Annotated in this window: 24 protein-coding genes; 7 read left to right on the forward strand and 17 right to left on the reverse strand. The window is 38.9% G+C overall.

The genetic code is table 11. The features are described from left to right. From ACRCJ0_RS01900 to ACRCJ0_RS01940, 9 genes are all read right to left on the reverse strand, one after another. Positions 1–519, reverse strand: a 519-nt coding sequence (locus ACRCJ0_RS01900; RefSeq protein ID WP_431389326.1) for a serine hydrolase, incomplete at its 3' end; no start/stop codon positions are given. Between the two features lie 336 nt (positions 520–855). After that, positions 856–2,316 (reverse strand): proline--tRNA ligase, encoded by a 1,461-nt coding sequence (proS, locus tag ACRCJ0_RS01905; protein WP_026465133.1) that lies wholly within the window; start codon positions 2,314–2,316, stop codon positions 856–858. A gap of 352 nt (positions 2,317–2,668) precedes the next feature. Next, positions 2,669–3,178, reverse strand: a complete 510-nt coding sequence (locus ACRCJ0_RS01910; RefSeq protein ID WP_431389327.1) for an acyl-CoA thioesterase — start codon at positions 3,176–3,178, stop codon at positions 2,669–2,671. 15 nt (positions 3,179–3,193) lie between these two features. Then, on the reverse strand, positions 3,194–3,790 hold the full coding sequence (locus ACRCJ0_RS01915; RefSeq protein WP_419971474.1) for an ECF transporter S component: 597 nt from the start codon (positions 3,788–3,790) through the stop codon (positions 3,194–3,196). Positions 3,791–3,873: 83 nt separating this feature from the next. After that, positions 3,874–4,515: an NUDIX hydrolase gene (locus ACRCJ0_RS01920; RefSeq protein WP_431389328.1), complete on the reverse strand. Its 642-nt coding sequence runs from the start codon at positions 4,513–4,515 to the stop codon at positions 3,874–3,876. 27 nt (positions 4,516–4,542) lie between these two features. Continuing rightward, the gene (gene fsa, locus ACRCJ0_RS01925; RefSeq protein WP_059134000.1) at positions 4,543–5,196 is read right to left on the reverse strand and encodes a fructose-6-phosphate aldolase; all 654 of its coding nucleotides are present in this window, start codon (positions 5,194–5,196) and stop codon (positions 4,543–4,545) included. Positions 5,197–5,261: 65 nt separating this feature from the next. Beyond that, complete coding sequence (gene tkt / locus ACRCJ0_RS01930) at positions 5,262–7,259, reverse strand: transketolase (RefSeq protein WP_431389329.1); 1,998 nt, start codon at positions 7,257–7,259, stop codon at positions 5,262–5,264. A gap of 127 nt (positions 7,260–7,386) precedes the next feature. Next, on the reverse strand, positions 7,387–8,193 hold the full coding sequence (locus tag ACRCJ0_RS01935) for a Cof-type HAD-IIB family hydrolase (RefSeq protein ID WP_026465127.1): 807 nt from the start codon (positions 8,191–8,193) through the stop codon (positions 7,387–7,389). After that, positions 8,194–9,534 (reverse strand): alpha-amylase family glycosyl hydrolase, encoded by a 1,341-nt coding sequence (locus ACRCJ0_RS01940; RefSeq protein WP_431389330.1) that lies wholly within the window; start codon positions 9,532–9,534, stop codon positions 8,194–8,196. A gap of 301 nt (positions 9,535–9,835) precedes the next feature. Here ACRCJ0_RS01940 and ACRCJ0_RS01945 point away from each other — a divergent pair, with 301 nt between their 5' ends. The 4 genes from ACRCJ0_RS01945 (at position 9,836) to ACRCJ0_RS01960 (ending at position 13,738) form a co-directional block, all read left to right on the forward strand. Beyond that, positions 9,836–11,299: an NCS2 family permease gene (locus tag ACRCJ0_RS01945; protein WP_026465125.1), complete on the forward strand. Its 1,464-nt coding sequence runs from the start codon at positions 9,836–9,838 to the stop codon at positions 11,297–11,299. Positions 11,300–11,585: 286 nt separating this feature from the next. Continuing rightward, a complete protein-coding gene (gene lctO / locus ACRCJ0_RS01950; protein WP_417894076.1) occupies positions 11,586–12,710 on the forward strand; it encodes an L-lactate oxidase in 1,125 nt (374 codons plus the stop codon). Between the two features lie 207 nt (positions 12,711–12,917). Further along, positions 12,918–13,064, forward strand: a complete 147-nt coding sequence (locus ACRCJ0_RS01955; protein ID WP_167343562.1) for a hypothetical protein — start codon at positions 12,918–12,920, stop codon at positions 13,062–13,064. Positions 13,065–13,090: 26 nt separating this feature from the next. Then, the gene (locus tag ACRCJ0_RS01960) at positions 13,091–13,738 is read left to right on the forward strand and encodes a DsbA family oxidoreductase (RefSeq protein ID WP_431387609.1); all 648 of its coding nucleotides are present in this window, start codon (positions 13,091–13,093) and stop codon (positions 13,736–13,738) included. An 84-nt stretch (positions 13,739–13,822) separates the two neighbouring features. On the opposite strand, the gene ACRCJ0_RS01965 is transcribed toward ACRCJ0_RS01960, so the two are convergent. Then, entirely contained in the window at positions 13,823–14,596 is a 774-nt protein-coding gene (locus ACRCJ0_RS01965; protein WP_431389335.1) for a hypothetical protein, read from the reverse strand. Between the two features lie 213 nt (positions 14,597–14,809). Between ACRCJ0_RS01965 and ACRCJ0_RS01970 the strand changes: the two genes are divergently transcribed. Further along, the gene (locus ACRCJ0_RS01970) at positions 14,810–15,688 is read left to right on the forward strand and encodes a putative RNA methyltransferase (RefSeq protein WP_431389331.1); all 879 of its coding nucleotides are present in this window, start codon (positions 14,810–14,812) and stop codon (positions 15,686–15,688) included. Positions 15,689–15,861: 173 nt separating this feature from the next. On the opposite strand, the gene ACRCJ0_RS01975 is transcribed toward ACRCJ0_RS01970, so the two are convergent. From ACRCJ0_RS01975 to ACRCJ0_RS02000, 6 genes are all read right to left on the reverse strand, one after another. Continuing rightward, positions 15,862–16,203, reverse strand: coding sequence for an SDR family oxidoreductase (locus tag ACRCJ0_RS01975; protein WP_431387612.1), 342 nt, complete (start codon positions 16,201–16,203; stop codon positions 15,862–15,864). Between the two features lie 16 nt (positions 16,204–16,219). Continuing rightward, positions 16,220–16,579 (reverse strand): hypothetical protein, encoded by a 360-nt coding sequence (locus ACRCJ0_RS01980; RefSeq protein WP_419971467.1) that lies wholly within the window; start codon positions 16,577–16,579, stop codon positions 16,220–16,222. 47 nt (positions 16,580–16,626) lie between these two features. Further along, positions 16,627–17,409 (reverse strand): SDR family NAD(P)-dependent oxidoreductase, encoded by a 783-nt coding sequence (locus ACRCJ0_RS01985; protein WP_431389332.1) that lies wholly within the window; start codon positions 17,407–17,409, stop codon positions 16,627–16,629. Positions 17,410–17,540: 131 nt separating this feature from the next. Further along, positions 17,541–18,425 (reverse strand): VOC family protein, encoded by an 885-nt coding sequence (locus ACRCJ0_RS01990; RefSeq protein ID WP_419971466.1) that lies wholly within the window; start codon positions 18,423–18,425, stop codon positions 17,541–17,543. A gap of 94 nt (positions 18,426–18,519) precedes the next feature. Further along, positions 18,520–19,374: a MetQ/NlpA family ABC transporter substrate-binding protein gene (locus tag ACRCJ0_RS01995; protein ID WP_419971465.1), complete on the reverse strand. Its 855-nt coding sequence runs from the start codon at positions 19,372–19,374 to the stop codon at positions 18,520–18,522. 30 nt (positions 19,375–19,404) lie between these two features. Next, entirely contained in the window at positions 19,405–20,583 is a 1,179-nt protein-coding gene (locus ACRCJ0_RS02000; protein WP_431389333.1) for an aminotransferase class I/II-fold pyridoxal phosphate-dependent enzyme, read from the reverse strand. A 754-nt stretch (positions 20,584–21,337) separates the two neighbouring features. Here ACRCJ0_RS02000 and ACRCJ0_RS02005 point away from each other — a divergent pair. After that, the gene (locus tag ACRCJ0_RS02005; protein ID WP_419971463.1) at positions 21,338–22,045 is read left to right on the forward strand and encodes a glucosamine-6-phosphate deaminase; all 708 of its coding nucleotides are present in this window, start codon (positions 21,338–21,340) and stop codon (positions 22,043–22,045) included. A gap of 353 nt (positions 22,046–22,398) precedes the next feature. Beyond that, entirely contained in the window at positions 22,399–23,289 is an 891-nt protein-coding gene (locus tag ACRCJ0_RS02010; protein WP_419971462.1) for an SDR family oxidoreductase, read from the forward strand. A 391-nt stretch (positions 23,290–23,680) separates the two neighbouring features. Here the strand turns inward: ACRCJ0_RS02010 and glmS are convergent. Continuing rightward, positions 23,681–24,995: glutamine--fructose-6-phosphate transaminase (isomerizing) (gene glmS / locus ACRCJ0_RS02015; RefSeq protein ID WP_431389334.1), on the reverse strand; the 1,315-nt coding region annotated here is incomplete at its 5' end.

The following is a 24,995-nucleotide window of genomic DNA, read 5'->3' on the forward strand; positions in this document are numbered from 1 at the left end:
AGTCCCATCACCCTCCTCATAATCAGCATATGTATAAGTCACTTCTGTATCCCAATCAATGGTACCTTCATCAATCGCATCTACATAAATAACTGACAATGGTAATTTGATAGTAGAAGCGGCTGTTTGAAAGTTATTTTCATTAACCGTGTAACTTTCACCTGTTTGGTAATTGATGAATTCTAATGAAATTTGACTTTCATCTACACCAAATTCGACCATTGTATCTTCAATGACATCAGCCATTGAGTCATAAGAAATTGGGTCAATCATGGCTACACCATTGGCCTGCATCAAATCAATATTGTAAACTTCTTCATCACTTAGAGATAAAGCGATATTGTTGGCAGATTCTACTGCACTTGAATCATCCACAGTAGCCGTCAAAGATTCATCTGCTTCTCCTTTATCCTCATCATTATATTTAAATATAGCAATTAATACCGCTATTAAAGCCACTCCTAGAACGAAAAAGGGCACTAGCGGTTTAATACTAGATTTTTTTCTTCTTTTCGACATGCATTACTCCTTATTCATTTTTAATATTCTATGGTCCTCATCCCATGCATATGAATTTTACCAAGAAAATATGATTATACTGTGACAATTTCCCACTTATTGTGAATGAATGATGTTTTATATTTTAAGAGTATGTTAATTCTATATCTCATCACAAAAAAACAGAGTTGTGACTTCATATCACAACCCTATTCTCTTTAACATTGCTCGCATTATCGGGTTTAAAAAGTCAGAATTTCCCGACGTTTCTTAAAATACTCCAATTACTTGCAGTAATTGTTCGGCTTTTGGTTCAACGCGGTTATTCTTAGCGACTTTTTTCACACCTACCTATCATTAATAAGCACGTGCATACCACACAGTGTATTTAGCAGGTTTACCAGAATATAGGTCAACTGTTTTTTCTATTGGTGGGTTGAATGGGATATTACGTGAAGTAAATCCTGTGGCTTCTTTGATGGCTGCTTCTGATTCATCAGTACCATCCCAACCAGCTAAAATCCAACCTGGACGTTCGCCATTTTCTTCACAAGCTTCAAGGTGAGCGGTTAATTGATCCATTGTATCAATGTCAAAATGTTCATTCTCAGCACGGAAAGCTATCGCTTTATCGTAAAGACGTTGGTGCATGTCATCAAAGCGTGTGTTGATTTCAGCAACTAAGTCTCCGTCTAATGAGAAGGCTTCTTTACCATCCACATCACGCATTTTAATCATGACGTGGTTGTTTTCCATATCACGTGGACCAAATTCAATTCTTAATGGTACACCATGTACTTCAGACTCGTTGTATTTGTAACCTGGTGAGTTGTTTGAATCATCAAGATTTACACGTAATCCAGCCTCTAATAATGTTGCTTTGATTTCTTGTAATTTCTCAAGTACTTGTGGATTTTTCTTGATATTACCAACAGGGATTAGCGATACTTGTGTACCGGCAACACGAGGAGGTAAGACTAACCCTTTTTCATCACCGTGGATCATGATCATGGCACCGATTAAACGGGTTGATGAACCCCAAGATGTTGTATGAACGTAAGTATGTTGGTTGTCTTCGTTTAAGAATTTAATATCGAAGGCTTCCGCAAAGTTTTGGCCTAAGTAGTGAGAAGTCCCTGCTTGAATGGCTTTTGTATCTTTTGTCATCGCTTCGATTGAGAAGGTGTCAACCGCACCCGCAAACCGTTCTGATGGTGTTTTTTGTCCCTCGTAAACTGGCATTGCAAATACTTCTTTTACTAAGTCAGTATAGTAGTGTAACATTTTCATCGTACGTTCGCGTGCTTCTTCTTCAGTTGCATGCGCTGTGTGACCTTCTTGCCATAAGAATTCTGATGTACGGATAAATGGTAATGTCCGTTTTTCCCAACGGAAGACGTTAGCCCATTGGTTTAATTCCATTGGTAAATCACGGTAAGAGTTGATCCAATCTGACATCGCATTACCAAATAAAGTTTCAGAAGTTGGACGTAATGCCAATGGCTCTTCTAATTTTTCCTCACCTGCTTCAGTTACCCATGGTAATTCAGGCGCGAAACCTTCTACGTGGTCAGCCTCTTTTTCAAAGAAGTGTTTTGGAATTAACATTGGGAAGTAGGCGTTACGAATACCTTCCTTCTTCAACATTTCATTGAAGGCATCTTTATATGATTCCCATAATAAAAAGCCATCAGGTTTAAAAATCATTGTTCCACGGGCAGGACCGTAATCCATCAAATCACCCTGTTGAATTGCTTGTAAATACCATTTTGAAAAATCTGTTTGTTGTAAATTTTCTGTTGCTTCTTGCTTTGCCATTTTCATGCTCCTTTTAAAAAATATTCCTATAACTAAAAAGAGCATCCCATCCATAAAGGACGAAATGCTCGCGGTGCCACCTTTTTTAGTCAGAGATACAAAAGGTCTCCAACTCTCTCAAAGACGATAACGGCGCCACCGTGCCTTTTTCAAGGCGATTTTTTACATGTAGTAGGTTCATGTAGTCAGTGGGGATATGCTTACACCGGATCATATCTCGCTTAATCCTTAACAACATTACTCGTCTACAAATCGTTTGTTTATTCGCTTAGCTTACAGCCTATATTTTGCTTGATTAGCTAGTAAAAGTCAATATCTCTAGTCCTTTTCCCAAGAGAAAAAACTTGTTTCATTAATCAAGCAAGTCAACTGTTAAATGACTAACCAATTCTTTCGTTAAGATTCGTTTTTGGGCGTGACCTGATTTTCGGCCGTCATAACCGTTACATAAGTAGATTTCCTCATCCGTATGTGCAACAACTTCTGGTAAATGATAGTCAGGGTCAACATAGTCTTTCAAGACTACATAGGTTAGAAAAGCCGTTGCAGCTAAATAACGCTCACCATTATGTTTTTCACCAATAACCTTGGCAAAAATCTCCATTGAACGTTTACCTGCTCCCGTTACATAGGTTTCAACATGGGCAATATCTCCTTCTGGCAAAGGCGCTATGAAATGAATATCGTCCATATTACCAGTCATTGTGCCATATGGCGTCAATCGACCTGCAGATACAGAAGCCACATTATCCATGATATATAATATTTGACCACCATATAAATTCTTATAAAAATTGGTTTGATTAGGCATAATTCGATGTGATTGTACTGCCTTTGTTCGTTTACAAGTTACTTGTGTCATAAATCTGACCTCCATTTAATCATTCATTCTGGACCTTTTAAGTGATTTACTCAAGGGTAAGGATAGAATTGGCGTTAAAATTCCTGAAGTGACAGCTTCTAATAACCCATTACCACCAATAGTAACTAAAAAGGTAGCAATTAAAGCAGATGTTGGGATACTTAGCGCATTCGCATAAGCTTCTGCTGAAAATAGGTAAATCGCACCCAAAACAGTCACTGTATTCACTATAGAGCCGATAATACCTGTAATGATAAATTTTGTTCTATCTTTTACCTTACCATCAAGATATACAGCAATCCATCCTGAAATCAAACCAACTAACATCCGCGGAATAACGGATACCAAAGGGTTCAAGAATACCACTGACATGATATCGGGCACAATCGCTGCCTTGATCATCCGCAAAATACCCCAAGAAGCACCGAGGATAAGTCCTGTTTGTGGGCCAAATAAACTAGCACCGATAATAACTGTTAAATGAATAATTGTTGCCTGGACTGGTCCAATCGGGATATAGCCGATTCCAGGAACAAAAGTTTGAATAATTAAAATCGCCAACATCAAACTAATCACAGTTAATCTGGCGGTCCGTTCTTTTTGATGATCCATAATAAACCTCGATATCTAATTTTGTAGTATATGTGGCGTTATCATACCATGAATTCACGCCACAATAAAAGGCTAACATTGCGCTAGCCTTCCTTGTCATCCTGGTTAAATGCAAGATATTTACCCTTCAGTATATCCACAAAACGTGCAGTTAATTTAGCAGTCATTCCCCATAAATGTTCCCCTTGGATATTGTAAAAATGAATTCCCCGTCGTTCAGATCGGCCAAAATCATATTGCTTCCCACCTGGAATTCGGTCAAAAGGGAAATCATCAGCCACTTCTTGATGGTGGGCTACATAATGTACGTCAGGTTCCATGGCTTTCAATTTACGCAGTGGTACTGTGAAGATATGGTCTACTTCATATTTGTTTAGGGTTAGTTGCTCTAGACTATCAATCGCTAATTCACCAACATAACAACCAATAATTCGTTTACCCATAACAATATAATCCATTTCACCAACAACTTCAATTTTGTCAGGACTGATGCCCAACTCTTCTGTCGTTTCACGGATAGCAGCTTGTTCAAAACCTTCACCAGCCTCTACCCGACCACCAGGAAAAGCGGCATCCCCTGCTTGGGAAATGCCGTTTGCCCTGTGTTCGAATAGAATATGCCATTCACCATCGAGTTTCGCTAAGGGAATCAAGACAGCGTAGGCTTTTTCAACATCTAGAGGACGTGGTTCGTAGGTTTGAAAAATACGTCTAACCTCATCCATCACGATCGCCCTTCTTTCAACCGAAGTTTACTTGTTACGATTTTGGTAAGCTTCCCAGTCTGCTGTAAAGCCTTCAATACCTTTGTCGGTTAGCACATGGCCCCATAATTTAGGGAATAGGCTACCTGGAATCGTACCAATGTGTGCACCAGCTAACGCAGAGCCTTCAAAGTGAGCGATGTGACGGATAGATGCTGCAATGATTTCAGCTTCATAACCGTAAATATCTAATACTTCACGTAATTCTGCAATTAATTTCAAGCCATCTTGACCTAAGTCATCGATACGACCGATAAATGGTGAAATATAAGTTGCACCCGCTTTAGCTGCCATTAAACCTTGAGAAACTGAGAAAATCAAGGTAACGTTTGTTTTGATACCTTCTTTAGAAAGTGTGTTAACAGCTTTCAAACCAGCTTCAGTCATAGGGATTTTAACAACAACGTTGTCAGCCCATTTAGCAATCTCATGTGCTTCTTCAACCATTTCTTCGTAAGTTAAACCGGTAACCTCAGCAGAAACCGGACCATCAATTGTACCAGCGATGTCTTTGATTACTTCTTCAAAATCGCGTCCTTCTTTAGCCACTAGAGATGGGTTAGTTGTTACACCGTCAACTAAACCTAAGTCATTAATTCGTTTAATTTCATCAATGTTTGCAGTATCTAAGAAAAATTTCATTTTTTCATAAGCCTCCTGTTAGCTAATGCATGACTGACGTAGTGACAAAGGTGGTAGCTAACGAATTAGTCAGCTAAACCTTTATAAGTATTGGCAACATTTTCAGCTGTAAAGCCGTATTCTTCTTGGATTAAAGCACCTTTACCTGAAGCACCAAAGCGGTCAATACCAACAATTGCACCGTTTAAGCCTGTATATTTCGCCCAACCGAATGAAGAACCCATTTCAACAGCCACACGTTTAGTGATTGCTTTTGGCAATACAGACTCTTTGTAACCTTCGTCTTGTGCATCGAAGATTTCTTGAGACGGCATAGATACGACAGATACATTGATGCCTTCTTCAGCTAATTGCGCTTGCGCTTCAATCGCTAAGCTTACTTCCGAACCAGTCGCGATTAAGATACCTGTTTGCTCACCAGCTGCTGGAGAAATAACGTATGCACCTTTACGGACACCTTCTTCAGCGTTTTCTTTAGTACCTTCAATAACTGGTAAGTCTTGACGGGTTAAAACTAACATTGTTGGTGTTTCTTCTGATTCTAAAGCTAATTTCCAAGCCACACCTACTTCGTTTCCGTCTGCAGGACGAACAACATTTACGTTATGCATTGCACGGAATGAAGCTAATTGTTCAACTGGTTCATGGGTTGGCCCATCTTCACCAACACCAATTGAGTCATGGGTAAAGACATAAGTTACTGGTAATTTAGAAATCGCAGCTAAACGAACCGCTGGACGTAGATAGTCAGAGAAGACGAAGAATGTACCAGCGTATGTTTTAGAACCACCATGTAAAGCAATACCATTCATCGCTGCAGCCATCGCAAATTCACGCACACCATACCAAATGTTACGTCCTTGGTAAGATCCTGCTTGGAATTCCTCATCTGCATCATTCATCGTATTGTTAGAAGAAGATAAGTCCGCTGATCCACCCCAGAATTCTGGTATTGCTTTACCAATTGCTTGAATAGCTGCTTGAGAAGTTTTACGACTTGCTGCCGCTTTATCGCCTACTTCATAAACAGGGATGTTAGCTTCCCAACCTTCAGGTAATTTACCTGCATAAGCACGTTCATATTGCGCCGCTAAGTCTGGATAAGCTGCTTTATAGTCAGCAAATAGCTTGTTCCAAGCTTCTTCTTCGGACTGGCCACGAGAGGCTACAACTTCATTGAAACGGTCGTAAACTTCTTGTGGAATATCAAATGCATCATATGTCCAACCAAAGTTTTGCTTAGCAAAAGTAGACCCTTCTGCACCTAATGGTGCACCGTGAACACCAGATGTACCTTGTTTTTCAGCACCGAAACCAATAATTGTTTTAATTTCAATTAATGTAGGTTGATCAGTGTTAGCTTTTGCTTGCTCAATAGCGGTATTGATTGCTTCTAAATCATTACCGTCTTTTACTAGAATGTGTTCCCAGCCATAAGCTTTGAAACGATCACCAACATTTTCAGTAAAGGCTTTAGAAGTAGGCCCGTCTAATGAAATGTCGTTTGAATCGTATAAAGTGATTAATTTGTTCAGTTTTAAATGACCAGCTAAAGATGCCGCTTCTTGCGTCACACCTTCCATCAAGTCACCGTCACCAACTAAGGTGTAAGTAAAATGATCCACAACGTTAAAACCGTCTTTATTGTAAACAGCAGCGTCATGTGCTTCAGCCATTGCCATACCTACTGCATTAGCAAATCCTTGACCCAATGGACCTGTTGTCGCTTCTACACCATCTGTTTCGTGAACCTCTGGATGTCCAGGGGTTTTAGAACCAAATTGACGGAAGTTTTTTGTATCTTCTAAAGATACATCGAATCCTGATAAATGAAGTAAGCTATAAAGCATTGCAGAACCATGTCCAGCGGACAATACAAAACGGTCACGGTTAGTCCATTTACTGTGTTGTGGGTTTTGACGAATGTGCTTAGACCAAAGGGCATAAGCCATTGGTGCGGCACCTAAAGGTAAACCTGGGTGGCCAGAATTTGCCTTATCCACCATATCTGTGCTTAAAGCACGAATAGCGTTTGTTGCTAAAATATCCGTGTTGTCAAACATTCATTTCACTCCTTAAAATCTGTTCAATTTCTCATTTAAAGCTGACAGCTTGTCATACTAACAGTATAACAAAGTTTATAATAAATCACTATTCATAGGGATTAGAACTTATCGTTCATCCAAAATTTTATTGAGCATCAAAAACTAATTTTTCTAATGCTTTTGCAATCCCTTCATCATCATTGGATGCTGTTACGTATTGGGCATTGTCTTTTAATTCGTCAATTGCGTTACCCATAGCAACCCCACAGCCAGCCCATTTAATCATCGATAAATCATTTGCTTGGTCACCAAAGGCCATTGTTTCACTTTGATCAATACCTAAGCTTTCTGCTAATTTAGCTAAAGCTTCTCCCTTATCAACGCCTTTTGGCATGATTTCTAAGAAGAACGGCTCAGATTTCATAATCGAGTATTTTTCAAATAAACTAGCGTCTAAGGTTGCGATAAAAGCATCTAATTTTCCTGGTTCAGCAGTAATCATCACTTTTGGTGCCGTAACTTCCCCATCAAAGAAATCAACTGTTCTGATTGGCATCTCATTCAATGTAGATTCAACATCTACATATTGATCTTTAGGTGCATCTTGCACAATCACATATTGATCATCATGGGCATGAACGTCTAAATCGTGTGCCTTAGCTAATTCAACCCAACTTTGTAATTCATCATTAGTTAAGGCATGTGAAAAGACGGTATCGTCTGTTGCTACTTCTTTTACCAAGCCACCATTAAAGCAAGAAACAAATGGCACAATTTCACGGCCAACTAAATCTGCATTTAGTAGTACACCTTTATAAGGTCGACCTGACGAGATAACCACATGGATACCCGCATCATGCAATTTATGAAGCGCTTCCTTAGTAGCTTGTGACACCTCTTTTTTCGAATTTACTAAAGTCCCATCAATATCAAATGCGATTAATTTATACATCTATGCATTTCCTCCATCTTTTTTAAAATATTCTGGCAGTCTCATATCACCTTCATATGAAATGACAACTGGCTTATCTCCAAACGTTACACGACCATTCACAACCTGATAATTAGCTTTAGAAATTTCATCTTTATATTCTCCATCAGGTATACCCAATTCAATTTCAGCAGCTTGTCCTTCTTCATTCAATTTGAAAATACCAAACAAATGCTGCGTATAATAATGGTAAGAAAGTACCACTGTTGAATCTCCAGCAGGCATAATCGTATAGTAGCCACTCTTACATACTTCTCGTTTCTTAATTTGTGACATACGATTGATTAACAGGGTTAAGTCTTGATTAATAGCCCAGTTAATCGTTTCACCGCTTCGATAATTAAAGCGTTCTTTTAATCCATACTCCTGTCCCATAAATATGCTAGCTATCCCTTTTTGGAAAAAGGCAAAAGCTGTCCAGTTTTCTAGTTCACTACCTGGTTTAACACATTCTGCAAAACGTGGGAATTCCTCAAATTCTAAAGAATGCATACTTACGTATGTATTTGGCATCATCAACTCCTGGAAATTTAAAGTACCAACAAAGTTTTCCAAGGACATATCTCCATGATAAAAACGATTTTTATAGAAGGAACCTGGAATTTGATCAACCACGTCAAAGTTAGGATATAATTCCCCTTCTGTCCAATAAGGCATATTCATTTGTTGTAACTTCGTTAGAATTGATAAAGGCATGGTCGCAGCCACCCAATAAAAATATGGATGAATATCTTCCACTTCAGCCCGTGCTGATGCCCAAAATTCAGGACGAACCAGTTGGGCATGGTTTGCCGCAAATCCATCCACAAATTTAGCCCAATATTTTAGGTTTTCAATGATATAATCCCATAATTTAGGGTTGGTATAGTCTAAATCGTATGAACTATCATAAATATCTAAGCGAGAAATCATTTCACCCTGTTCATTATGTAAGAAATATTCAGGGTGTTCTTTGACTAACTCCGAATCCTTTGCTAAATGGAATAGTTGTAGGTTTAACATCACCTGCATATCCATCTCATGGATAGTATCCACTAATTCTTGAAAATCATCTAGGCTACCATACTGCGGGGAGACCTCAGAAATATTTTTCACGATCATTGGATTACCTTCCAGATTATCAGCAACCCTCAAGTCAGTAGTTGGAAAGATAGACTGCAGCAAAATAATGTCTACGCCCAAATCTTTTAACCGTTGAAGCTCTGGAATAATCGATTTGAATGTCCCTTCCTCTGTAAAATTGCGAACAAATAACTTATACAGCGTTTTGTGACGTAACGTTAAGTTCGTTACTTTAGCCATGGCTGACCTCCTATGTTAAATGCGACTCTTTTTGCTATCTTCATTCTAGCATACGTGTATCAAATTACTCACCATAATAATTCTTATAACTAGTAAAATGATTTCTACTAGTCTAAAAACCCTTGAAAAAGCTTTTTTACCTACAAATACGTAAAATTTATCCGAATAAAACGATTTTTGCGAACGTTTGAAAATTAAATTAAATAAACATTCGTGTTTGGTATTGATTTTTCTGCTCGAGTCTTTATAATGATAGAAGTAGTTAATTAAATTCATAAAAGGAGCAAGAAAAGTGAAAAAAATAGAGGAATTTTTCCAATTGAAGGAAAATGGGTCAAACTTTTCAACTGAATTGATTGCCGGTTTATCAACCTTCTTTGCAATGAGTTACATTATTTTTGTAAACCCAGCAATTTTATCTCAAACAGGTATGCCTTACCAAGGTGTGTTCTTAGCAACCATCATTTCATCAGCTTTAGCGACATTATTTATCGGATTATTTGCTAACGTGCCATACGCATTGGCACCAGGTATGGGATTAAATGCTTTCTTTACTTATACAGTAGTTTTCTCACTAGGCTTTACTTGGCAAGAAGCATTGGCAATGGTATTTATCTGTGGTTTATTCAATATCTTCATCACAGTAACTAAATTCCGTCAATTAATTATTAAAGCAATTCCAGACTCATTACAACATGCAATTGGTGCAGGTGTCGGTCTATTTGTTGCCTATATTGGTGTTAAGAATGCTGGTTTCATCAACTTTACAACTGAAGCAGCAAACATCACAGCTGTTAACGGTCAACCATTTGATGCCACACAATCTGTTTTCGAAGGTGGTCTAGCAACCATCAACTCTACTGGGTCAACACTACCAGAGATTTCTACTTTTACAGATCAAACTTCACTATTAGCCTTATTCGGTCTAATCCTAACAATTATTTTGTTATTGAAAAATGTAAAAGGTGCGATCTTAATTGGTATCATCGCGGTTTCAACTATTTACGTTATTTTAAACCCAGCTGCTTTAGCCACTGTTAACTTCGACCAATCTGGTTTAGGCGCTGCCTTCCAAGACTTGGGTGTTACTTTTGGAGCAGCCTTCGGTAAAGAAGGATTACTATCACTTTTCGCTGATCCATCACGTTATCCATTAGTGATCATGACAATCTTCGCTTTCTCTCTATCTGATGTATTCGATACAATTGGTACCTTCATTGGAACTGGTCGCGCTTCAGGTATCTTTACTAAAGAAGATATTGATAATATGGATCAATCAAGTGTTATGAATACCAAATTAGATAAAGCCCTTTTTGGTGATGTTGTTGGTACTTCATTAGGTGCAGTCTTCGGTACTTCAAACACAACTGTTTATGCTGAATCTACTGTAGGTATCTCATTAGGCGGCCGTACAGGTTTAACGTCCGTATTTGTTGCTATTGCTTTCTTCTTATGTGCTTTCATCTCACCTTTCGTTGGTTTAGTACCAAGTGCTGCAACTGCACCAGCTTTAATCATCGTTGGTATTATGATGATGTCAGCTATTCGTGAGATTGATTGGTCTAGCTTAGAGGTTGCAATTCCTGCTTTCTTCGCTTCTGTATTTATGGCTTATGCTTACTCAATCTCATATGGTATTGCAGCAGGTTTCATCACTTACTGCATCGTGAAAGTAGCACTAGGGAAAACAAAAGAAATCCATCCAATCTTATGGGCTGCGTCATTCTTATTCTTAGCAAACTTTATTATCTTAGCCATCATCTAAAGGCTTAGAAGACAGGATTAACTCTCACTCAAGACCAGGTTTTCCTGGTCTTTTTTTGCTCTAGCGAAACATTTTTGTACACTTTTTAGATTAACTTGATGCAAAATCGTATTGAATAATTTTAAAAAACGTAACAGCTTAAAGGTTTTTAAAGGATTGTTTGCAAAAGTTGATTTTAAATTGATTTGTAAACCCTTTCCTTTTGACATCGTAAGCGCTAAAATAGGAATGTTGATAGATTTGTCTTGCTATATTTATTTTTTTACATTTAGGAGGAGCGAATATAATGAATAACAATGACATTGAATATAATGCACCTACTGAGGTTAAGTACATTGATGTTGTTAATGCCTACGACTTAGAAGAAGAAGCAAGTAAAGTTGTCCCTCACGGTGGTTTTAACTACATGGCCGGTGCATCTGGTGATGAGTGGACTAAACGCGCTAATGACCGTGCTTGGAAACATAAATTACTATACCCACGTCTAGCGCAAGATGTTGAAGCGCCAGATACAAGTACTGAAATTTTAGGTCATAAAATTAAAGCACCATTCATCATGGCACCAATTGCTGCACATGGTTTAGCACACGCTACTAAAGAAGCAGGTACTGCACGTGCCGTTTCAGAGTTTGGTACAATCATGTCGATTTCAGCATACTCTGGTGCAACATTTGAAGAGATTTCTGAAGGCTTAAATGGCGGACCTCGTTGGTTCCAAATTTACATGGCTAAAGATGACCAACAAAACCGTGACATCTTAGACGAAGCAAAAGCTGATGGTGCAACTGCTATCATCCTTACAGCTGACTCAACTGTTTCTGGTAACCGTGACCGTGACTTGAAAAACAAATTCGTTTACCCATTCGGTATGCCAATTGTTCAACGTTACTTACGTGGTTCAGCAGAAGGTATGTCATTAAACAATATCTACGGCGCTTCAAAACAAAAGATTTCGCCAAGAGATATTGAAGAAATCGCTGCTTACTCTGGATTACCAGTATTTGTTAAAGGGATCCAACACCCTGAAGATGCAGATATGGCAATCAAAGCTGGTGCATCAGGTATTTGGGTATCTAACCACGGTGCGCGTCAATTATACGAAGCGCCAGGTTCATTTGACACCCTTCCAGCTATTGCAGAACGTGTAAACAAACGTGTACCTATCGTCTTTGATTCAGGTGTACGTCGTGGTGAACACGTTGCCAAAGCTTTAGCTTCAGGTGCAGACGTTGTTGCTTTAGGACGCCCAGTATTATTTGGTTTAGCTTTAGGTGGCTGGCAAGGTGCTTACTCAGTACTTGACTACTTCCAAAAAGACTTAACACGTGTAATGCAATTAACAGGTTCACAAAATGTGGAAGACTTGAAGGGTCTAGATTTGTTCGATAACCCACACGGTTATGAATACTAGATTTTAGCAGTAATTTATATATAAGATTAGGTCAAAGAAAATGGAGACATTTTCTTTGGCCTTTTTGTTATCGCTCATAAAAACGAACGTTTAAGCACCTATCCCACTATTAGTAAATCCCCCTCACCTTAGTTGCTAGTCTTTGCATTCCTTAACAGACACACTTATAATACTTACTATAAGTAAATTGTAGAGAGGAGCGTTACCATGGGTATCGAAAGCCGAAAATCTACTGAGTTAGAAGACTTATTTGCCTCTATCGTTAATATTGACGGTGATGGAGATGGCGATAAGGAAAAAGACGATCAAGAAAAAGAAGCTAAAAATAATCAAACAACTAAGGATCACAAATAAACAATTATAGGGAGCGATTTATCTACATGGAAATTACGATTTGGTCTGACTTTGTATGTCCCTTCTGTTACATTGGACAAACACACTTGGAACGCGCTATGGATAACTTTGCCCACGCAGATGAAATTACGATTGAGCACAAATCATTCGAATTAATGCCTGGTGCAAAATATGATCCAAGCAAAAACTTCTATGAAGCTTTTGCAGATTTAAAAGGGACAACTGTTGAACAGGCAGAGCAAATGAACGAGCAAGTGACACAAATGGCTGCAGCTACTGGCTTAAACTTCAACTTTTCTGATATGAAGATGGCAGACACCATGCCTGCACATCGTGTATTCCAATATGCGAAAATACAAGGCAAAGATGACGAATATTTTAAAGCATTCTATACAGCTTATTTCGAAGATGGCGCTTTAATCAGCGATGAAGATACAATCGTTGCGCTATCTGAATCAGTCGGCTTAGATGGAAACAAGGTCCGCGAAATTTTAGCTAGTGAAGATCAATTCCAAGCTGAAGCTACTGCTGATATCTTCCGTGCAGGTGAAGTTGGCGTTCAAGGTGTACCTTTCTTCGTATTTAATAATAAATACGCAGTACAAGGTGCCCAACCTGTAGAAGTATTCCAACAAGTATTAGACCAGGTATACGCAGAAGAACAAGAAGCATAATACAAACTTATTGCCCACTAGCTTATTAGTGGGTATTTTTTTGCAAAAAAAGGCTAGGACAGCAGAGTCCCAGCCAATAATTACTTATATTTGTGAATTTGTGTCTAATGGATATATGGGTGTTCGTTCATTGATCTGCCAATGGAGAACGATAAAGGTCGCAATCCAAACAGCTGCAATATCCAAGCCTAGACGAGCTAGTAAGTCAAAAATGCCGACATCATAACGCAGATACACCATGGCATAATTGCCTACTGCAATCCAAGCAAAAAATTGTAGGGCAAATTGGTTGGTTTTTCCAATCTGATTTTGACGAATAATATACCGCTGTATTGCCCCAAAAGATAGGCCGATTGCAAGTCCCATAATACCGGACCAAAGAATAGCCACTGGTAACTGCCCATCATCCGGCCCATAAATATCTAGGCCTAGATAAGCCACTAGCCGCATGATTGCAAAAACCAGTATGTAGACATGCAAACCTCTCGTATAGAAAAAGGGTTTTGGCTTATACATCAACCGTTGACGAGCCATTAACCGGTAAATCAGCTGACCTTGCACCATAAAAATTAAAATAGCTTTAATCGGATTAATTACCCAGTCCATCTCCACTAAATGTGGCATGGGCTCAGCCCGGTAAACTAGGAAAATCAACAATTCAGAGATAACATAAAGCGTTACTTTAGTCCCTTTCGTTCCCGGCAAACGAAAATCAACCAGATAGTAAGCATACGTCATGAATGTATAAATCACCAAATAAATTATAAATAAAGCTGGATAATAGAACCCCTGTTGAACTGCCAAACCATCCCCGAGGATCGCTTGAAAACTAGGATTTGGGAACCACATCTCCAACATCACATGCAATAGGCTCATAACACTCGCTATAAATCCGCTGTATAGCCATCTTTTATTTCTATTTCGCATATTCCCTCACTTCTCAAACCGTTATGAATCGCTAGCATGAAAACAAAGACAGCCAGCATCAAACACATGAATCATCATTAATAAGTCTATTCTAACATGCTATAATAAAAGTGAGAACTATGACAAATTCAAAAAAGGTGACCTATGGAATCAAAACGAACACAAGCAATCCAAAAATTTAACTACTGGGCAACACGCATGATCTGCCCTATCTGCCAAAGCAATCTTTCTTTTACCAATAATCAAGTCCGTTGCGATCATAATCACAGCTTCGACATCGCTAAACAAGGTTACATTAACCTTGCACCCAATCACCAAGAAGCACATTATAATAATGAACTTTTTGCCGCACGCCAACGTATTATGGGAGACGCTAAATTATATACAGGCATCTATGATCAAATATTAGATGTATTAGTCGAGCAAGGTATCGACTTAAACTCAGTGAACAATATCATTGATTTGGGAACTGGCGAAGGCAGCCATTTTCACTATTTTATCGACCACTGGCAAAATAGAACACAGCAAACAACCATTCCCATGGCACTTGGATTAGACTTAGCCAAGGATGGAATTGTTTCTGCTGCTAAACATTATACCAATGCCCTATGGGTGGTTGCTGATTTAGGTCAATTACCATTTACACCTGCTAGTATTGATGGAGCCATAACGATTCTATCACCATCAAACTACCATCATCTTAACCAAGCCTTGTCAGAAAAAGGTTGGTTTATTAAGGTGATTCCTGGACCAAATTATTTACGAGAACTAAGAGAAATCGTACTAACACCAGAAAATCAACAACAAGATGGTCGTACTTCAATCAATAAATTTAAGGCAGCCTTCAACCAATTTAGCCAATCAAGCTATAGGAAAACAGTCACTTTAGACGAAAAACAAATGGCAGACTTAATCAAGATGACCCCTTTAATGTGGCATGCTAATGATAAACAACTAGAGCGTGCACATGCACTCACGCAAATTACGATAGATTTATCCATCTTATTCGGCCAAAAGGAATAGAAGATTATAACAAAGAGAAGCTCACAATAATTTCAGTATCCTTATTAGTGCCTATAATAAATCCTTATTGCCATGAGTTATCCTAGACAAGAAAAAGCCTTAGCGTATTCACTTTATAGCGTCCACGCTAAGGCTATATTTTTTATTTCGAATAAATGGTAATCAATATTTAACTAAATACCACCAGCTACTCCAATTTCTTCATCAGTAGCTAAAAATACTGCTGTTGCACCAATTTCTGATGGTTCTAATAAACGCTTAATCCATTGTTTACCTAGAATATGATGATTTAATGCTTCCTCAATTGATGTACCATCTTGCTCTGCTAACTTAGGCAATTGGTTTTCAATTAAGGCCGTACGAACAGGACCAGGTTGGACAGTATTTACAGTAATACCTTTTAGCGCATTTTCTAAAGCAGTTGCTTTTGTGAACCCTACTTGACCAAATTTAGCTGCGATATATGCTGATTTTAATTTATCCGGCATACGTCCGTGAGCTATTGTTAAATTTATTAACTAGCACGTCTTTTTATTCTTCAGCATCCTCAAACACATAATCTGGGAAATACTTTTCTAAAATAACCGCTAAATCATAGTCATCCGGGAAAAATCTACTATAAACCTCTTGTCCATCATCAAATTGGCCTTCAAGTCCTAAAACTTCAAAAACATCAACCACTTTAGCAACCGCCCATTGGATTGAAGTCCCTTCAACCACTTCATAAGGTTCTTCCAAATTATCCTCTTTGATAAAACGAATCAATTCTTCTTTTGGCATGTCTTCATCCAAATAATAAAGTAAGATTTGGTTTTCATAGGAATGACGCGGACTTCCATCATCCACATTATACGCTTGTTTGATAATATTGATACTATATACATTCTTCATGTATTTCAACATCCTCTTCTACAAAGCTCTTTACCCGTAAAACACATTTACATGACTGCAGCCGCACCACCATCAATATTGAGTGCCACACCTGAAATATAAGAAGCTGCATCAGATACTAAGAAAGTAATGGCATTAGCAGCTTCCACCGTTTCACCAATACGACCTAAAGGTGTATTGGTTGATTGACTTTTAGAAAATTCTTCCCAAGTTTGATCAGCTGCGTTATCTTGCCAACGTTTTTCGATTTGTTCACTACGCACTAAACCAATAGAAACAGCATTCACACGAATGTTATATTGACCTAATTCTTTACTTAATTCCTTTGTTAAGCCAAGACCAGCAGCGCGGCTAGTTGACGTTGGTAATGAATTGGCTGGTGGTGTTTTTCCAGCTATAGCGGTTAAATTCACGATAGCACCTGAATTTTGTTTCTTAAAATATGGCAATACTTCACGGGTAAAATTCACTACCCCAAATATTTTAATATTCAAGTCTCGTTGCCATTCAGCATTATCAACTGCATCGAAACTTTGAGCAGATGAGCCACCCGCATTATTAATTAAAATATCAATATGACCAAATTGATCAATTGTCTCAGAAACTACCCTTTTGGTATCTTCCTCAACTGTTACATCCCCAACAACATAATGGACTTTGCGACCGGTAATTTCTTGAATAGCTGTTTGCGCATCAATCAGTCGGTCCTCGCGACGGGCAACAATTGTCACATCTGCCCCCTCACTTGCCAATGATTTAGCCGTTTCAAATCCAATTCCACGGCTAGCTCCTGTAATAATCGCTACTTTTCCTGCTAAACCTAGTTCCATCAAAAGACCCCTTTCTAAAAATTGTATTTCTACATATACTATAATCGAAATATCCTTAAACCAAAATAAAACCCCTTGTAATCAAAAAGACCATGTCACAATAGACATATATTTCACTGCCAAATGACTTGTTAGCCGATACCAAATTTGGCATTTTCTAAACGGGCTACATCCATTTTTTTCATTTTAAATAATACATCTAGTACACGTTTCTTTTGTTCTTCAGTGGCTGTTTCCATAATTTGCAAATAGGCTTGTGGCACTACTTGCCAGGAAATACCGTGACTGTCTTTCAACCAACCCATCGCCTCAGATTCTTCGTGGGCAGATAATTTTTCCCAGTAGTAGTCTACTTCAGATTGGGCACCGGCAACAATCAAGAAGGAAATGGCTTCAGTGAATTCTTCATCACTGCCAAAACCGTGATCCATAAAGACCAATTGTTGGTCGCCAACGTTTAATTCTGCGTAATTCACTTTAGCGCGGTCGTCTTGGGCCTTGCCCTCTTGGTAATAGTTAATCTGTCCTGGTTCACCCTTCTGGAAAATCGCTGCATAATCTTTTAAAGCTTGCTCTGCTTGACCACAATATTGGCCAGCAAACAATAGAGATACACGGATTTTATGATTTTTAGGCACATCCGGTGCCAACATAATTTGCCATGATAAACCAAATTGATCTTCTACCCAAGCATAGCGTTCGCTAAATGGGTAAGTATCTAAAGGCATCAAGTCTTTTCCACCTTTTGCCAATTTAGAGTATAAAGCGTCTACTTCTTCAGCAGTATCTAGCGATACCATCAAGGAGAATGAGGGATTCATTTTAAAATCAGGACCCCCATTAAAAGCTGCAAATGCTTGATTTTCAATCGTAAAATCGTAAGCAACAGTTTCACCTTTAGGCATTGGGTAGTGGATTTCACGAGTAATCTCACTTTGGTCAAAAATTTTAGTATAGTATTTAACTGCTTCTTCAGCTTGGTCGTTGAAACATAATTGGATCGCAATTTGTCGCATATTTATCGCTCCTTCAACATTGGATTCTTCCAACACTTATAAGTAAAGAATAAGCTAAAAACCATTGAATGTCGAATAAAAACGGCTGTCCTTTTTACCAAGAAGCAACTACTGCACCTTTGAAGGTTTCTTCAATAAAGGTCTTTACTTCGTCTGTCTTATAATATTCTTCTAGTTGCGCAATAACGGGATCTTCGGCATCTTCAGTACGGGATACAACCCAGTTTACCCATGTAGTATCTTCAGGATCTTCCATAGCGATAGCCAACTCTTCTGCACTCAATCCAGCATCTAAAATATAATTTGAGTTGATACCTGCTGCAGCCACATCCGGTAATTGGGCGATAAATTGGGCTGGGTCACCAGTAATAAAGTTTAAATTCAATGGATTTTCTTCAATATCGTCGACTGTAGCAGCAATACCTAAACCTTCAGGCAAAGTAATCACACCAGCCCGCTCTAATACTAGAAGTGCACGCCCTTCTTGAGAAGGGGTATTTGGTACAGCAATCGTATCGCCTTCTTGTAATTCATCTACTGTATCGTATTGTTCAGAGTATATCCCCATTGGAATGGTGATATTTTCAAAGCCTTTGGTTAATTCATAGCCAGTATCCTCGATAACGGTTTCTAAATAAGGACCTGTTTGAATAGAGTTCAAATCTAATTCACCCTCAGCTAAGGCCGTATTGGGCGTGACGTAATCATTGAAGACGACAATTTCAATTTCTAAGCCATCTTCAGCTGCCTTCTCCTTCACTAATTCAAAAATTTCCTCGTGGGGACCAGCTGTCACCCCAACCGTTAAAACGCCATCTTCCAATAACCCCGACTCTTCAGTTGCTTCTGCGTCTGTACTTGCTGATTCGCTCGCTTGATTGCCACAAGCGCCTAGTAATAAGGTTGTCGTCCCAACTACCGTCAATAACCCTTTAGTCCATGTCTTCATAGTCATTCTCCTCTATTTGATTAAGTAGTATTAAAATTGTTTGTACACGCGGGCAATCCGTCTAGCCGCTTCTTGCAAAATGGCTGTATCAGCAATTAAGCCAATTCGGATATAACCCTGTCCTGCAGTACCAAAACCATTACCCGGGGCCACCCCCACATGGCCGTCTTCAGCGATTGCGCGGGCAAAAGTTTCTGCATCCACCCCTTTTGGCGTCTGCATCCATTGGTAAATGGTCCCTTTGGATGGCGTCACTTGAATGCCTTCTTGGTCAAATTCTCGAATGACCGCGTCTCGTCTAGCTTGGTAAGTGGCTTTCATTTTGCCGGTAAAGTCTTGGTCTTCGTCCGCTAATAAAGTTGCGACGGCTTCCTGGATAGCCCCGTACATGCCAACTGTCGTATGGTCCTGCAAGCTGTTCAGATAGCCGACTACTTGCGGGTTACCGACTGCGAACCCGACTCGCCAACCTGGAATATTATAAAGTTTAGAAAGGGAAAATAGTTCAAGACCAACTGCCTTAGCGCCTGGGGTTTCAAGAAATGATAGGGGGGCTGCCTGGTCAAAAACATACGGAGCGTAGGCAAAGTCATGAACCACGAAAATCTTGTTGTCATTGGCTACAGCCACCGCGTCCTCGAAAAATGCCGGCGTGGCTAATGCGCCCGTTGGATTGTTGGGGTAATTCAGGTACATGACCTTAGCGCGGTCGCGGTCCCCTTGGGCAATCTGATCAAAATCAACCAGATAATTATTTGCCGCCAGTAGGTCCATAAAAATCGTATCCGCTTGGGTTAAACCAACGGCCGATAGGTAGTCTGGATAGGTAGGATTGGGTAATAAAATACCCTCTCCTTGGTTCACCAACACCTGACTAACCTTCATAATGGCCTCTTTAGACCCGTGGAATAGGGCTACTTCTGTTTTTGGATCAATGTCTACCCCAAATTGATGGTGGTAAAACTTGGCCACGGCTTCCTTCAGCAGGTCCTCCCCGCGATACGGGCCATACCGGTCATATTGCGGATTATCGATAGCCGACCGTAGCGCCTCCTTCAGGGCTTGTGGTGCCGGTAAATCTGGCGTCCCAACCGCTAAATCAATCACATCATCATAGCGACTCTTAAGGTCCGAAATCGCTGCTGTTAAACTTGAGAAATACTGACTTGGCAAGGATTGAAAAGTATTTGAAAGTTGAAAATCCACCATATGCCACCGTCCTTTCTGATAAAAACTATGAGGTCTCTGCAAATGAGTTATAGCCACTTTACCTTTTAATCTCTTCCATATCAACGATTTAAAGATATCGATTTCCGTCATCTTTTGAACGGTTATAACTATCACAAACCATTGAAAAAAAGGATCGCAATTTGACATTGCCATCCCCCTTTTTAATACGGTTATTTCAAACTAACCCACAAGATCATTATTTAATTTTACTAGCGATTTCAGATACTAAGTCAGCGTCTTCAAGACCAGTGACCGTTTGAATAATTTGGTCAAGTGGTTGGTTGGCTAACATTTTTTGTAGTTCTTGGCTTTGTTCGTCGTCTGCGTCATTGTATTCAAAGATGTATGCGACAGTTTCAAGTAAAGCGTCGTAAGCTAGACCACGTTCTTTTACTTCATTTTAAAACACCCCTCTGTGATGAAGTTTGTTGTAATACCCCGCAATAACTAGCCTATATTTGGCCTAGTTATACCAGATAGATAAGCAGCTAATTTTTGAACCGACGCCTTTAAACCTGAATCTTTTGTTTTCTCCGACATAAGTGTTCTCCTCCTTTGTTTAATTCATCTATAATCTCATTCGCAATCGGAAGCGGTTACAATGATTTCAGTATGTAAGTTTGGCACACTTAAGCATGACACTTTTTCTTTGTTCCTCTTTCTACCTTTCTATGATAGACTGACAGTAAAGATCAGATTTTGATCAAAAATTCACATTTTAGGAGGATCATTTATGGATATTAAGGTTTTTGATACCGCAAAAGATGCATCTAAAGAGGTTTTCCATGAATTTGAGCAGGCATTAGCCAGCGGTGCAACAACTTTTGGTTTAGCAACGGGTTCAACACCGGAAGACTTATATGAATATCTAACGTCTTCCGACTTAGACTTTAGTAACGCAACTGCTTTAAACCTAGATGAGTATTTTGGATTACCTGCTAACCACCCAGAAAGTTACGCGAATTTTATGGACAAGCACCTTTTCAGTAAGAAACCTTTCAAAGAAACTTTCATCCCTAACGGTTTAGCAACAGATGTTGAGGCTGAGCTTGCTCGCTATAACGCATTATTAGATGAACATCCAATTGACTTACAAATCTTAGGTATTGGACAAAACGCGCATATCGGTTTCAACGAACCTGGTTCTTCTCGCGATACAAAAACTCAATTAGTAGATTTAGCAGAAAGTACAATTCAAGCAAATGCTCGTTTCTTCGATTCTATAGAAGATGTACCAACCAAAGCTATCTCCATGGGATTGGCATCTATCATGCAATCTAAACGTATCCTACTACTCGCTTTTGGTGAATCTAAAGCTCAAGCAGTTAAGGATATGGTTGAAGGTCCTGTGACTGAAGAGGTACCTGCAAGTCTGTTACAAGAACATCCTAATGTGACTGTTTATCTAGATAGCGCAGCTGCAAGCCTATTAAGTAAATAGTCACCAAGTTACTTTTAAATAAACAAATAGCCTATGACAGACTTAGAGTCGGTGTCATGGGCTATTTAATTATACATTCCTTATTACTACAATCCTCCCTTTAGTCAGTGTATATAACTTTCAATCATTTTGCCTTTCAATAATTCATTGACTTATTGATACTTATACGACACCCTGTGCTTTTTATTTATTATATTTTCCTTTTACAAAAATTTCGTATGCATATCGGAGTTTAATAGAGGGTATCGCACAACGCTTTATAAGATAATGGTAAATATTTGCAAATCTAATAGGGCGTTGCTATAGTGATTAATATAACTAATATTGAATAGGTCACATAGGAGGAATTTTATATGTCTAACTTAAAAAATCCAAAGGAACTATATCATAAAGACGGATTCCCTAAACAAGACCAAGAGGGTCCCGCTCTGCAAAATAAAATGAAACCTGTACCTGACTGTGGTGAAAAAACTTATAAAGGCTCAGGAAAACTAACCGGTCGTAATGCGTTAATTACAGGAGGAGATTCAGGTATTGGTCGAGCGGTAGCTATCGCTTTCGCAAGGGAAGGTGCCAATGTGGCTATCCATTTCTTACCAGGCGAAGAATCAGACGCTGAGGAAGTAAAAGAGTTGATTGAAAAAGAAGGTCGTAAAGCACTCTTATTACCCTACGATTTTAAGGAAGAGGGAAATGGCGCTAAAATTGTGTCAGAAACTGTTAAGGCCTTTGGTGCACTAGATATTTTAGTTTTAAATGCGGCGCAACAAATTGCTCATGAGAAGCTTGAAGATCTACCAATGCAACAAGTAAGAGACACCTTCCAAGTAAATATTATCAGTATGTATGAATCAGTGAAAGAAGCTGAAAAATACCTAGAGCCTGGCAGTACAATTGTTACAACTTCTTCCGTGAATTCATTTAATCCTTCTGTTTCTTTCTTTGATTACGCCGTAACTAACGGTGCAATATCAACTTTCACTGCCCTATTATCTGGATACTTTGCACCAAAAGGCATTCGGGTCAATGGTGTAGCACCTGGTCCAGTATGGACACCTTTACAATTAGATGGTGGACAACTAGAAGGTGGACTCGAAAGTTTTGGGCAAGATACTCAACTAGCACGTTCTGGTCAGCCTGCTGAACTTGCACCGACTTATGTTTTTCTTGCTTCAAATGATTCTTCTTATATCAGTGGAGAAATTATTAAAGTTACAGGTGGTAGTACCATCTCTACTGAATAATCAATGTGCATCATTAAGTGATTATAACAAATAAAAGCTTTAATAAGAGGTCAAGCTTAGCTTTAGGGATAAGCTTGAATCTCTTATTATTTATATAATCGACTAAATCACTGCTAGCCTCAATTAGGTTACTAAACTGAAAGTAACCCACCAATCACATGGTAAAATACTGATCAATATAGTCATTATTCCCTTTCTAAAAAACGTGCTTCTCCTGGTCTTTGTTCATTTACATGCTAAATGACTGACAAAAAGCCAAGCAATACAACAATTGCTTGGCTTTTTCGCATTGGTGGCATTGATTCATAACTAATGTTCCCCCACCCTATTTCTCACATCATTAGATAATCAAACGAATTAAGCTCGAAAATGTAACTCGTAATAAGGTTTATTATTCTACTGTTACTGACTTCGCTAGATTACGTGGCTTATCTACATCTAAACCGCGGTCTAATGACGCATAGTATGCAAGTAATTGCGTTGGAATGACTGATACAAGTGCAGATAACAATGGTTCTACTGATGGGATGACAATATCGTCACCTTCACGGTCTAAACCTTCCATAGAGATGATTAATGTATTCGCTCCACGTGAACGCACTTCTTCAATATTACCACGTGAGTGTGCAGCGGTATTCTCTTGTGTGATTACACCGATTACTGGTGTACCATCTTCGATAAGTGAGATTGTACCATGTTTCAATTCACCTGAAGCAAAACCTTCAGCTTGAATATATGAAATCTCTTTTATTTTCAAGGCAGCTTCACGACTTACTTCGTAGTCAATTCCACGACCGATGTAGAAGGCACTCGCTTTATCAGTGAATAATTCAGTCGCTAATTCATGAATTTCATCTTTATCATCGATCATTACTTGAATAGCGTTGGCGATGATTGATAATTCATGTTCCATGTCAAATTGTGCTTCGAAGCCTAAGTCACGACGTAAAGCTTCAGCTAATACAGCCATTACTGCGATTTGACCAGTGTATGCTTTAGTAGACGCTACAGCGATTTCTGGACCTGCATGTAATAATAATGTGTAATCAGCTTCACGTGATAAAGTAGAACCTTTCACGTTAGTGATTGTTAATGATTTATAGCCTAATTTATTGGTTTGAACCAATACTTGACGACTATCGGCAGTTTCACCAGATTGTGTTAAGTAGATGAAGAATGGTTTTTCACTCAACACCGGCATGTTGTAAGCAAATTCAGATGCTACATGAACTTCAACTGGAATGTTAACCATTTTTTCGATGATATTTTTACCAACTAAACCTGCATGCATTGAAGTACCCGCGCCGATGATGTAGATACGGTCGCTTCCTTTAATCGCATCGATGATTTCTTGGTCAACTGTTAATTCGTTGTTATCGTCAGAGTATTCTTGGATAATACGACGCATTACAGCTGGTTGCTCATCAATTTCTTTGATCATGTAGTAAGGGTATGTCCCTTTATCTAAGTCGTTGGCATCTAATTGTGCTGTATATGGTGCACGTTCGATTGTTTCACCAGCTAAGTTTTTAATAGTAACGTTTTCTTCAGTTAAGATAACCATTTCACCGTCATGAATTTCAACGTATTGGTCAGTTAAATCGATTGATGCCATTGCATCAGAAACGATTGTGTTGAAGTCAGTTCCTTTACCGATTAATAAGGGTGATTTATTTTTCGCTGCAAATACAACACCAGGTTGTTCC

The organism is Aerococcus sp. L_32, assembly GCF_050689315.1.

What these genes read in the sequence shown, in the direction of transcription:
- ACRCJ0_RS02010 (WP_419971462.1), top strand. Translation starts at nt 22,399, where the DNA reads ATGTCTAACTTAAAAAATCCAAAGGAACTATATCATAAAGACGGATTC.
- ACRCJ0_RS01990 (WP_419971466.1), bottom strand. Translation starts at nt 18,425, where the DNA reads ATGCGACAAATTGCGATCCAATTATGTTTCAACGACCAAGCTGAAGAA.
- ACRCJ0_RS01910 (WP_431389327.1), bottom strand. Translation starts at nt 3,178, where the DNA reads ATGACACAAGTAACTTGTAAACGAACAAAGGCAGTACAATCACATCGA.
- lctO (WP_417894076.1), top strand. Translation starts at nt 11,586, where the DNA reads ATGAATAACAATGACATTGAATATAATGCACCTACTGAGGTTAAGTAC.
- ACRCJ0_RS01920 (WP_431389328.1), bottom strand. Translation starts at nt 4,515, where the DNA reads ATGGATGAGGTTAGACGTATTTTTCAAACCTACGAACCACGTCCTCTA.
- ACRCJ0_RS01995 (WP_419971465.1), bottom strand. Translation starts at nt 19,374, where the DNA reads ATGAAGACATGGACTAAAGGGTTATTGACGGTAGTTGGGACGACAACC.
- proS (WP_026465133.1), bottom strand. Translation starts at nt 2,316, where the DNA reads ATGGCAAAGCAAGAAGCAACAGAAAATTTACAACAAACAGATTTTTCA.
- ACRCJ0_RS01965 (WP_431389335.1), bottom strand. Translation starts at nt 14,596, where the DNA reads ATGTTGGAGATGTGGTTCCCAAATCCTAGTTTTCAAGCGATCCTCGGG.
- fsa (WP_059134000.1), bottom strand. Translation starts at nt 5,196, where the DNA reads ATGAAATTTTTCTTAGATACTGCAAACATTGATGAAATTAAACGAATT.
- ACRCJ0_RS01985 (WP_431389332.1), bottom strand. Translation starts at nt 17,409, where the DNA reads ATGGAACTAGGTTTAGCAGGAAAAGTAGCGATTATTACAGGAGCTAGC.
- ACRCJ0_RS01960 (WP_431387609.1), top strand. Translation starts at nt 13,091, where the DNA reads ATGGAAATTACGATTTGGTCTGACTTTGTATGTCCCTTCTGTTACATT.
- ACRCJ0_RS01940 (WP_431389330.1), bottom strand. Translation starts at nt 9,534, where the DNA reads ATGGCTAAAGTAACGAACTTAACGTTACGTCACAAAACGCTGTATAAG.
- tkt (WP_431389329.1), bottom strand. Translation starts at nt 7,259, where the DNA reads ATGTTTGACAACACGGATATTTTAGCAACAAACGCTATTCGTGCTTTA.
- ACRCJ0_RS01980 (WP_419971467.1), bottom strand. Translation starts at nt 16,579, where the DNA reads ATGAAGAATGTATATAGTATCAATATTATCAAACAAGCGTATAATGTG.
- ACRCJ0_RS01915 (WP_419971474.1), bottom strand. Translation starts at nt 3,790, where the DNA reads ATGGATCATCAAAAAGAACGGACCGCCAGATTAACTGTGATTAGTTTG.
- ACRCJ0_RS01955 (WP_167343562.1), top strand. Translation starts at nt 12,918, where the DNA reads ATGGGTATCGAAAGCCGAAAATCTACTGAGTTAGAAGACTTATTTGCC.
- ACRCJ0_RS02005 (WP_419971463.1), top strand. Translation starts at nt 21,338, where the DNA reads ATGGATATTAAGGTTTTTGATACCGCAAAAGATGCATCTAAAGAGGTT.
- ACRCJ0_RS02000 (WP_431389333.1), bottom strand. Translation starts at nt 20,583, where the DNA reads ATGGTGGATTTTCAACTTTCAAATACTTTTCAATCCTTGCCAAGTCAG.
- ACRCJ0_RS01970 (WP_431389331.1), top strand. Translation starts at nt 14,810, where the DNA reads ATGGAATCAAAACGAACACAAGCAATCCAAAAATTTAACTACTGGGCA.
- ACRCJ0_RS01935 (WP_026465127.1), bottom strand. Translation starts at nt 8,193, where the DNA reads ATGTATAAATTAATCGCATTTGATATTGATGGGACTTTAGTAAATTCG.